Origin of the sequence: Amycolatopsis sp. CFH S0740 (genome assembly GCF_004522315.1) — a bacterium.
In the GTDB taxonomy this organism is placed as follows: domain Bacteria; phylum Actinomycetota; class Actinomycetes; order Mycobacteriales; family Pseudonocardiaceae; genus Amycolatopsis; species Amycolatopsis nivea.
On the sequence record NZ_SDLS01000002.1, the window covers coordinates 594,852 to 604,305 of the forward strand.

The 9,454-nt window shown below is 68.3% G+C and carries 10 protein-coding genes; 3 read left to right on the top strand and 7 right to left on the bottom strand.

Annotated features, from left to right (window positions below; translation table 11 throughout):
• Positions 1 to 32: 32 nt before the first annotated feature.
• From EIZ45_RS06190 to purD, 7 genes are all read right to left on the bottom strand, one after another.
• Complete coding sequence (locus EIZ45_RS06190) at positions 33 to 1,181, bottom strand: transglycosylase SLT domain-containing protein (protein WP_134670282.1); 1,149 nt, start codon at positions 1,179 to 1,181, stop codon at positions 33 to 35.
• A gap of 22 nt (positions 1,182 to 1,203) precedes the next feature.
• Positions 1,204 to 1,515: a hypothetical protein gene (locus EIZ45_RS06195; RefSeq protein ID WP_037808762.1), complete on the bottom strand. Its 312-nt coding sequence runs from the start codon at positions 1,513 to 1,515 to the stop codon at positions 1,204 to 1,206.
• Positions 1,516 to 1,703: 188 nt separating this feature from the next.
• Positions 1,704 to 2,462 (bottom strand): ESX secretion-associated protein EspG, encoded by a 759-nt coding sequence (locus EIZ45_RS06200; protein ID WP_037808765.1) that lies wholly within the window; start codon positions 2,460 to 2,462, stop codon positions 1,704 to 1,706.
• Positions 2,459 to 4,075, bottom strand: a complete 1,617-nt coding sequence (locus EIZ45_RS06205) for a PPE domain-containing protein (RefSeq protein ID WP_134670284.1) — start codon at positions 4,073 to 4,075, stop codon at positions 2,459 to 2,461. The genes EIZ45_RS06200 and EIZ45_RS06205 overlap by 4 nt, the downstream gene beginning before the upstream one ends.
• A gap of 9 nt (positions 4,076 to 4,084) precedes the next feature.
• Positions 4,085 to 4,687 carry a DUF3558 domain-containing protein gene (locus tag EIZ45_RS06210; protein WP_051172556.1) on the bottom strand — a complete coding sequence of 201 codons (603 nt, stop codon included), beginning with the start codon at positions 4,685 to 4,687 and terminating at the stop codon, positions 4,085 to 4,087.
• A complete protein-coding gene (locus EIZ45_RS06215; RefSeq protein ID WP_037354127.1) occupies positions 4,668 to 5,057 on the bottom strand; it encodes a PE domain-containing protein in 390 nt (129 codons plus the stop codon). The genes EIZ45_RS06210 and EIZ45_RS06215 overlap by 20 nt, the downstream gene beginning before the upstream one ends.
• Positions 5,058 to 5,156: 99 nt before the next feature.
• Positions 5,157 to 6,416, bottom strand: coding sequence for a phosphoribosylamine--glycine ligase (gene purD / locus EIZ45_RS06220; RefSeq protein WP_037808770.1), 1,260 nt, complete (start codon positions 6,414 to 6,416; stop codon positions 5,157 to 5,159).
• 241 nt (positions 6,417 to 6,657) lie between these two features.
• Here purD and EIZ45_RS06225 point away from each other — a divergent pair, with 241 nt between their 5' ends.
• From EIZ45_RS06225 to EIZ45_RS06235, 3 genes are all read left to right on the top strand, one after another.
• Positions 6,658 to 7,794: a glycerophosphodiester phosphodiesterase gene (locus EIZ45_RS06225; RefSeq protein WP_043834738.1), complete on the top strand. Its 1,137-nt coding sequence runs from the start codon at positions 6,658 to 6,660 to the stop codon at positions 7,792 to 7,794.
• Between the two features lie 104 nt (positions 7,795 to 7,898).
• Complete coding sequence (locus EIZ45_RS45975) at positions 7,899 to 8,120, top strand: hypothetical protein (protein WP_167756349.1); 222 nt, start codon at positions 7,899 to 7,901, stop codon at positions 8,118 to 8,120.
• 183 nt (positions 8,121 to 8,303) lie between these two features.
• On the top strand, positions 8,304 to 9,454 hold a 1,151-nt coding region (locus tag EIZ45_RS06235; protein WP_134736032.1), incomplete at its 3' end, for an amino acid permease.

Genomic DNA, 9,454 nt, shown 5'->3' on the forward strand with positions numbered 1-9,454 from the left:
CTAACCGGCGGAACCGCGTGCGGGGTGTGCCGTCAGTAACCGCGGTACGCGCCGCCGTGCGCCATCGCCGCGATGCCCGGGACGTTGGACATCGAGCCGTACCGGTCGAGCGAGTACCGCACGCCGGCGATGATGTTGTCGACCGGGTTGTAGATGTTGTCGTGCCCGGGCAGCTTGTGCGCGTTGAACGTCGAGTCGATGCACTGCATCAGCCCCTTGGACGGATGCCCGGCCGCGGCGTTCGAGTCCCAGTTGTTGATCGCGTTCGGATTGCCGCCGGACTCGTGCTGGATGATCGCCCAGATGTTCTTGATGTCCGCGTCGGTCACGTTCACGCCCGCGGCCTGCAGTGCCTTGATCGCTTCCTGGATCCACTGCTGAACGTTGCCAGGCGGAGGCGAGGAGGGCGGACCGCCGCTCGGGCCAAGACCGCCGCCGCCACCGCTGGCACCACCGCCACCGCCGCCGTGGTGACCGCCCCCGCCGCCACCTCCGCCGCCGTGTCCGGTGTGCAGACCGCCGGTGCTCTGCGGAACGGTGCCGTCCGAGTTGGGGAGCGGGACCTTCGAATAGCCGCCCTCGATCTGGGTTTTCATCAGGTCTTGGGACTTCTTGACCATGTCGTCGGCCTGCTTCAGCAGCGGGTCGATGGTCTGCTCGGCATTGGTCGCGTCCTTCTGGTTCGCCTCGTTCGCGTCGGAGATGATCTTCGCCGACGTCGGGCTGGGCGGCGGGCCCTTCTTGTCCGACTTGTCGTTGGCGTACGCCGCCTCGGCAGCCTGCGCCTTCTGCGCTTTGTCCGACTCTTCCTTGATGCGTTTGTCGATGTTCGACTTGGCGGTGTTGAAGGCCTCGGTGACCTTGCTCTTGATCCCGCCGAGGTCGCTCGACAGCTGGGTGAGGTCCTTGCCGACCTCGTCAAGATGCCCCTGCACCTTGTCGCCCGCTTTGGTGATCTGCGTGACGTACTCGACGAAAGAGTCCGCAGCCGGACCTTCCCACACCCCGCCTGCCAACGACTTCGTGGAATTGTTCAGCGCGGCACTGTGGTCGCCCGCCTGCTTCGCGGCGTCGCTGAACTGCTGCCCGGCTTTGCTGATCGCGTCCGGGTTGATCTTGTCGACCTTCTGTGCTTTTTCGACCACGCCGTTCCAGTTCGGCGGGTAGTCGATCAGCGCCATGCTCTTGCCCCCTCGTGCCTGCTCAGCGGTCTTCGTGGACGGTCAGGTCGGTCTTGTGGACCTGATCGGTCTCCTGGATCAGCCCCGCGGCCTTCTTGATGATGAAGCTGGTCGCCTCCATCAGCTTCCCGGCCGCGTCGAACTCGCTGTGCACGCCCTGTTTGAACGTGCCGACCGCGCCGTGCACGTCCTTGGAGCCGCCCATCGTGCCGAACGGGCTTTCCGGCTCGTCGTCAACGCCGGTGAGGTGCTTCTTGGACTTTTCGAACTCGTCCTTCAGCTTCTCCACGTTCCTGGCGGCAATGGCCATGGAATCCGGGTCGTAGACAGGCACCGTTCGTCATCCCCTTCGCGACACTCGCTTCCCGACCAGTTCGGACGTTCCTCTGACCGGTTCGGTTCCCCTGCTTACTCTAAGACTTCGGACGCGTGCCGTGTGCAGTTCTGTCCGACTTCGGGCCGCGAACCCCCGAACCGGGTTAGCACGTGGTCGAAACGGGAGAAAACGGTCAGCCGAAAGCGTCAAATCGCGGCTTGCAACTCCCGCACCCGCTCCGCCAGCACCGCGTTGTCCGCCGGGCTCACCGTCGCCCAGGTGTGTCCGTCCGAATCGTCGGTGAGCTGGAACAGATACCGCCCGGAATCGGTGTCGTAGAACGCCGCCACGTGCGGCGAGCGGCGCACCGTGCCGTCCCGCAGGACCCGTTCCGCGCAGAACTGGCCGCGGGCTGCCTGTCCCATCAGCATGCCCGCCAGTTCCTGCGCTTCCCACAACGCCACACCCCGGTCTTCCAAGGCCGTGACCAGCGCTTTCGGATCACCCGCGGCAGCCGCGTCGGCGGCGACGAGCGTGCTGTGCGGTACCGAGACCGACTGGCCGACGCCTGGGTCGAGCGATCCGGCCACCGTCACCGCGGCGTCGGCCAGCGCGCTGGCGTCGGCGGGGATCAGCCACACCTCGTCCCGGTCGACCACCGCGAGCACGGCTTGGCTGCCCCGGCTCACCGCACGGCCGCGGATCTCGCGGTCCGCCCACACCCAGACGTCCAGAGCTTCCCGCGGACGCGCCAGCAAATGCAGTTGGTCGAGCACCGTCCCGGAAGGACGGCGGCCGCGCGCCAGCCGTCGCTGCGCGAGCGAATCCCAGACGGACTCGATCAGTTCGGCCCGTTCGGTGTGCGTGCGTCCCGGCGACGGAACCGCGAGCGCGGCCGGACGCCCGCCCAGGTCAAGCGATTCCCACAGCACATCGAATTCGAGGGCGGTCAGTACCAGATTCACGGCCGGCGCACGTCTCCCGTGCCGTCGCCGAGGACGTCGCGCGTCACCATCCGGCCGTCGGCGAACAGGTCCTTGTCGTCGACGCCGAAGCGGCGCACGTGCTCGTCGTCGCTTTCCTGCGGCGCGGCTTCGGAGAGGTACTTGGCGTCGCCGCCACCCGACTTCGGCGCGATCTGCTCGGCTTTCCGCAGCGCGACGGCTTCTTCCTCGGGAAGCTCGTCCACCGGCAACGGCCGGACCGGGCCCTTCGGCTGACCGTCTTGCCCGCGGCCTTGCCGTTCGCGGTCGCCGGAAAGCGCGCCACCGGCCACTCCCGCGCCCAAAGCAGCGGCCCCTGCTCCGATTTCTCCGGCAGACGCGCCTCCCGCACGCGGGGCCGGGGCGTTGCCGGGGGTTTCGGCGACGGGCGGCACCGGTGCCTGCGGGACGCTGCCGACCAGACGGCCTCGTTGCAGCGCTTGGTTTTCCTGCCCGCCAGCGGGATAGCTGCCGCCCGCGGCACCGCCGAGGTTTCCGCCCTGACCGCCGAACGCCGAACGACCGGATCCGCTTGTGCCGCCAAGACTTTCGGAACTGCCCACGGTTCCGCGGCTAACCGGACCGCTCTCGGATCCGCTGCTCGTCCCACGCGGACCAGTCGGCAGGAATGTGCCGGACTGCCCGGGCCCGCCCGGAACCCGTGTCGCGCCGGAACCACCCGAAGTGCTTGGCGCGCTGGGGATTCCCGGCCCGTTGGTCGAACCGACCGAGCGCGGCGGATTGCCGTGCGGTGCCGGTCCCGTCTCCCAGCCCGCAGGAGGCGGCGAGGACGGCGGCACGTAGCTGGCCGCGACCACCGGCGCGACCGGCCGAGGAGCCGGTGCCTGCGAAGCCGTGCCGTACGCGGGCGTCGGCGGATCCACGACCGGCGGGGCCGGGGGTGGCGGCGGGGGAACGTACTGCGATTTCACCGACGCCGCGGCGGGCTGCACCTGACCGTCCGGCGTCACCTCGACCGCCGCGGCCGCGCGGTCAACCGGGCTCGGACCGCTGCCGGGCTGGGCCATCGCGAGCGACTGCGGCTGGCTCAACGGTTCGGTGGACAGCAGGTTTTCACCGCTCTGCTGGGCGTAGGCGTTCAACGCCTCGACCGCCTGGCCGCGCGCGTTGTCCGCCGCCTGCACCTGAGCCGCGTGATCGGTCTCGAACCCGAGGAAGCTCGCCACCGAATCGACGAGCGTGAGGCTCTCCGCGCCTTTGCGCACCGCGGCCGGGTCGGGCAGCTTGTACTTGGTGCGGTTGAACGCTTCCCCTTGCGCGAAAAGCATTTCCGCGGTGTGCGTGACCTTCTGCATCGCGTCCTGCGAAAAGCCAGCCTGGTCCGACAGCACCTGCCCGGCCTGTCCGCCCGCCTGGCTCTGCCATTCGACGCCGAGCTTCGCGAGCTGGTCGCGCAGCGTGTGGTCGGTGCTCGCGAGCGCGGTCGCGATTTCCCGCAGCGCCTCGACCGCGGTGGCGATGCTGGCGATGCCGTCGCCGGTGCCGAACTTCTCGATCTCGTCGGCGATGGCGGTGTCGGTCCACCCGTCGAAACGGTGGTCGCGGATCCTGCCCGCGAGTTCGGAGATCTCCACGCGCCCTCCCTAGGTCCGGTTCTTCAGGCCCTGCACGGCCAGGCCGGCGGCCTGGGTGGCGATGTCGCACAACTGCGGCTGGCTGAACGCGCCCGCGGTGACCGCGAACTCCTGTGCCGCCATGGTCTGTCCCGCGGCGACGCCGACGAGCACCTCGCAGTCAGCGGGGGTGCCCGCCGCGCGGTAGTTCGTGATCGCCGGATAGCCCTCGACGCTGGTGGCCGCGGTGGTCATGCTGTTCTTGCGCCGCGATCCGGTGAGCCACTCCTGCACGTCCGCGTTGACGATCCGCAGGTGCAGCGCGTGGAACGGCTCGGTCTTGTCCGAATCGAACACGCAGGTGGGCCCGTCCTTCGGGTCGGCGGCCTTGCGCGGCACGCTCGTGACCTTCAGCAGGTCGAGCTGCGCCTGGCCCAGCAGGTCGCACGGATCGGTACCGGCGATCGGCAAGTCCGACGGCCTCGGCGGCAATGCGGCCGCTTTCGTCTGCTGCGCCAGGGAACTCATCGCGGGCTGTACGGGGTACGCGGTGCCTTGCTCGCCTGACGAGCAGCCCGCGACCCCGAGCACCGCGACGACGGCGAGGAGCGGCTTAGTGGATGCCGTGCGCACCGCGGTCCCCGAACGCCGCAGCCTTGTCCGCGTCGCTGGCCTCGTACGTCTTCGCTGCTTCGCGCAGCTGTCCGACAAGCTTGTGCAGGTTGGCGACGTACGCGCGCACCTGCGCGGCGTACGACTGATCACCTTCGGCGACCACGGTGTTCCACGCAGCCATCGCGTTGACGCTCACCGTGTCCGACGAAGGAGTGTCGACGCGCAACTCGCCCAGCCGCGTGAGGAGCTTGTCTTCGAGCGCGCTGACCTGCTCGTCGACCACTCGCGCGACCTCGAGCAGCTTCGCCGGCTCGACCACGATGTCCGCCACACCCGGCGCTGCCGGAACCGACGAAGCCAGGTCGGTGAGCGGTGTGCTTCCCGGCATGCGCTAACCCCTCCCGTGATACGGACAGTGACCGTACGGACCCGTTTCGAGGCTACCAACCGGCGCGTGAACCCGAGGCGAACTTCGTGGAGAAGCTGCTTAGACGGGAGCGCTTACTTCCCCGTTGGCCGCGCGCAGTGCGATATCGGTGCGATGGTGCGAGCCAGCGAGGTGTACGCGCTCGACAGTCTCGTACGCGTGCTTACGCGCCGCCTTAAGCGTCTTACCAGTGCCGACGACGGACAGCACGCGTCCGCCAGCCGAGATCACCGCACCGTCGTCGCGACGCCGCGTACCCGCGTGAAGCACGCCTTCGATCTCTCCGCCGGTGATGACGTCACCAGTGCGCGGCTTGCCCGGGTACCCGTCAGCAGCGATCACGACGGTGACCGCGGCCCCGCCCGACCACTCCAGCGGCGGTAGCTCAGCCAGCTTCCCGGTGGCCGTCGCGTTCAGCACTGTCGCCAGCGACGTACGCAGCAGCGCCAGCACAACCTGCGTCTCGGGGTCGCCGAAGCGGCAGTTGAACTCGATCACCTGCGGGCCTTCCGAGGTGAGCGCGAGACCGGCGTAGAGCAGGCCGGAGAACGGGCTGCCCCGGTCGGCGAGCTCGTCCACCACCGGCTGCACGACCCGCGCGACGACGTCGTCCACCAGGTCGGCAGGCGCCCACGGCAGCGGCGCGTAGGCACCCATGCCGCCGGTGTTCGGGCCGGTGTCGCCGTCGCCGACGCGCTTGAAGTCCTGCGCGGGCAGCATCGGCACCACGGTGCGGCCGTCGACGAAGCAGAACAGCGAGGCCTCCGGGCCGTCCAAAAAGGACTCCAGGAGGACCGGGTGCCCGCCGTCGAGCAGCATCAGCGCGTGCTTGCGCGCGACCTCGACGTCCTGGGTCACGACCACCCCCTTGCCGGCGGCGAGACCGTCGTCCTTCACGACCCAGGTGGGCCCGAAGCGCTGAAGCGCGGCGTCGAGGCGCGCGGGAGTGTCGACGACCTCACTGCGGGCTGTCGGCACCTTCGCGGCCGCCATGACGTCCTTCGCGAACGCCTTCGACCCCTCGATGCGCGCAGCCGCGGCAGACGGTCCGAAGCAGGCGATGCCAGCGTCGCGCACCGCGTCGGCGACGCCCGCGACGAGCGGCACCTCCGGCCCGATCACGACGAGATCGGCCTTCCATTCCTTGGCCAGGGCAGCGACGGCCTCCGGCTCGGCGAGCTCGACCCCGAGCTGCTCCGCGACCGCAGTCGTGCCGGCATTGCCGGGGGCGCAAGCGAGCGCCGTGACCGCGGGGTCGCCTGCCACCGCGAGGACGAGTGCATGCTCCCGGGCGCCGGAGCCGATTACCAGTACGCGCACGCCGGACAGCGTAACGGTGCGTGTCGCGCCGCGGCAGCGCGCCGTCCGCGACCCCGGCCCGGACCAGATGGACGACTGGTCCGGCGCCGGTCGCCCGGGTGTCCGGATTCGCCCGCCATCCACCGTTTACCCGGTTGTCAACCGCCCGTCCGGCTGGTGCCGCGCGCCCGACGCTTGCGGCGGTGAGGGTGACGCGGTAGTCGTGGCGAGCTGCGGATCGCCCGGTAGAGAAAGGTCCCCCATGAAGCGCAAACGCCTCGGCGTGCTCGCCCTGTCCGGTCTGGCCCTGCTCGGCGTCGCGGGTCTCGCGATCGGCCCGGCCTCCGCGAGCGAGGAGACGGCCGCGGGTGCGGCCGCGCACGGTCCCCGGCACGATGGCCCGGTGATCGTCGGACACCGGGGCGCGCCCGGCTACCGCCCGGAGCACACGCTCGCGTCGTACGAACTCGCCTACCGGATGGGCGTGGACTACGTCGACGTCGACCTGGTGCCGACCAAGGACGGCCAGCTCGTCGCCCGGCACGAGCCGGAGATCGGCGGCACCACCGACGTCGCGGCCCACCCGGAGTTCGCCTCGCGCAAGACCACGAAGGTCATCGACGGAACAAAGATGACCGGCTGGTTCACCGAGGACTTCACCCTCGCCGAGCTGAAGACGCTCTACGCCAAGGAGCGGATCCCGCAGAACCGGCCGAACAACCAGCTCTACGACGGCCGCTACCGGATCGCCACCTACCAGGAGGTGCTCGACCTGACCCGGCGACTCGGCCACGAACTGCACCGGACGCTGGGCACCTACCCGGAGGTCAAGCACTCGACGTACTTCAGCTCGATCGGCAACCCGACCGAACCGAAGCTCGTGTCGATCCTCAACCGCAACGGCCTGAACCGGCCGAACGCACCGGTGATCATCCAGTCGTTCGAGGTGTCGAACCTCCAGGAGCTGCACAAGCAGGTGCGGGTTCCGCTGCTGCAGCTGACCGAGGCGAAGGGCGCTCCCGCCGACTTCGTCGCGAAGGGCGACAAGCGCACGTACGCCGACCTGATCACGCCCGCCGGCCTGCGCGAGATCGCGAAGTACGCGAAGTACCTCGGCCCGGAGAAGGGCCAGATCATCCCGCGCGACGCGCAGGACAACCTCGGCAAGCCGACCACCCTGATCGCCGACGCGCACCGCGCCGGTCTTGAGGTGCAGCCCTACACCTTCCGCAACGAAAACCCGTTCCTTCCGGCGAACCTGCGCTCCTCGGCGAGCCCGAGCGCGTTCGGCAACGTGTTCGCGGAGGAAGCGGCGTTCCTGAAGGCCGGGGTCGACGGATTCTTCGCCGACCAGCCGGATACTGCGCTGGAATCGGTGCGGGACTTCGCTGGTCGCTGAGTTTTTCTTCGTTTCTCCCAGCCCGCCGGGGACCTTCGCGTCTCCGGCGGGCTTTTTCGCGGCTGTTCAATCGTCGTGCCGATGGAGTGCGCGGTGAGCGCCGCATGCAGATGGTTTCCTTCTTCGTGCAGATCAGCCACGTTCCGGAAGCCCATCGCCACGGCAAGCGCCTCAGTGCAATGTGCTGGCCCACGCCACTCATTCACTCCGCGACGCAGTACTTCGCGTTCTTCGTCGGCCAGCTCGATCGCGACCAGCTCTTCGGCGCTCACTCGCTGATCATGGCCTGCGCGCTCAGTCACCCCAGAGACGACCGGTTCGAGTGATGCTCTCTCGAACATTCGTTCGAGATACTGGACTCATGTTGATCACTCAGACCCGGACCGCCCTGCGCCGTTCGGAGGAGCTTCCGCCCAGCGACCAGCGAAACCTTGACACCCGTGAACGGAGAGGGCTAACTTCTGCGCACTCTCAATGGTCTGTCCGCATACCTTTCAGGTGGGTGCCCGATGGATGTCTCCGACCAGCAGACCGGACAACCCGACGAAGACAGCGCTCGCCTGCACGCGCTCGGCTACGCGCAGGAACTCAAACGCACGATGTCGGCGTTCTCGAACTTCGCCGTGTCGTTCACGATCATCTCGATCCTGTCCGGCTGCCTCACGCTGTACGGCTTCGGCATGAAAACCGGCGGCCCGGCGGCGATGATCTGGGGCTGGCCGCTGGTCGGGCTGTTCGTGGTGCTGGTCGGGCTTGGCATGGCGGAGGTGTGCTCGAGCTACCCGACCGCGGGCGGACTGTATTACTGGGCCGCGAAACTGGCGACCCGCAACGGCCCGGCGTGGTCGTGGTTCACCGGCTGGTTCAACCTGATCGGGCAGATCGCGGTCACCGCGGGCATCGACTTCGGAGCCGCGCTCTTCCTCAACGCGTTCCTCGATCTGCAGTGGGGCTTCAGCGCGACGCCGGGTCACACGATTCTGTTGCTGGCCATCATTCTTGTCGTGCACGGGGTGCTGAACACCTTCGGCGTGCGAGTGGTGGCGGTGCTGAACAGCGTCAGCGTGTGGTGGCATCTGGTTGGCGTGCTGGTGATCGTGGGCGTACTCGTGTTCGTGCCGGCGAAGCATCAGGAAGCGTCGTTCGTCTTCGGCAGCTTCGTGAACCAAACCGGCTGGGGTTCCGCGCCGTACGTGTTCTTGCTCGGGTTGTTGCTGGCGCAGTACACCTTGACTGGCTACGACGCCTCGGCGCACATGACGGAGGAAACCAAGAACGCCGCGAAAGCGGGCCCGCGCGGAATCATCAACTCGATCCTCGTGTCCCTGGTCGCGGGCTGGATCCTGCTGATCGGCCTGACGTTCGCGATCCAGGACTACGACGGAGCCGTCAACTCGGCGACCGGCGTCCCGCCAGCCCAGATCTTCATCGACGCGACCGGCGCGGTGACCGGAAAATTCCTGCTCCTGATCTGCATCGGCGCCCAACTGTTCTGCGGCATGGCCTCCGTGACCGCGAACTCCCGCATGATCTATGCCTTCGCTCGCGACGGCGCGATCCCGGGCTCGAAGATCTGGCACAACATCAACAAACGAACCCAAACCCCAACCAACGCAGTATGGCTAGTGTCCTGCGTCAGAAATTCGTCGGCAGAAGTTGG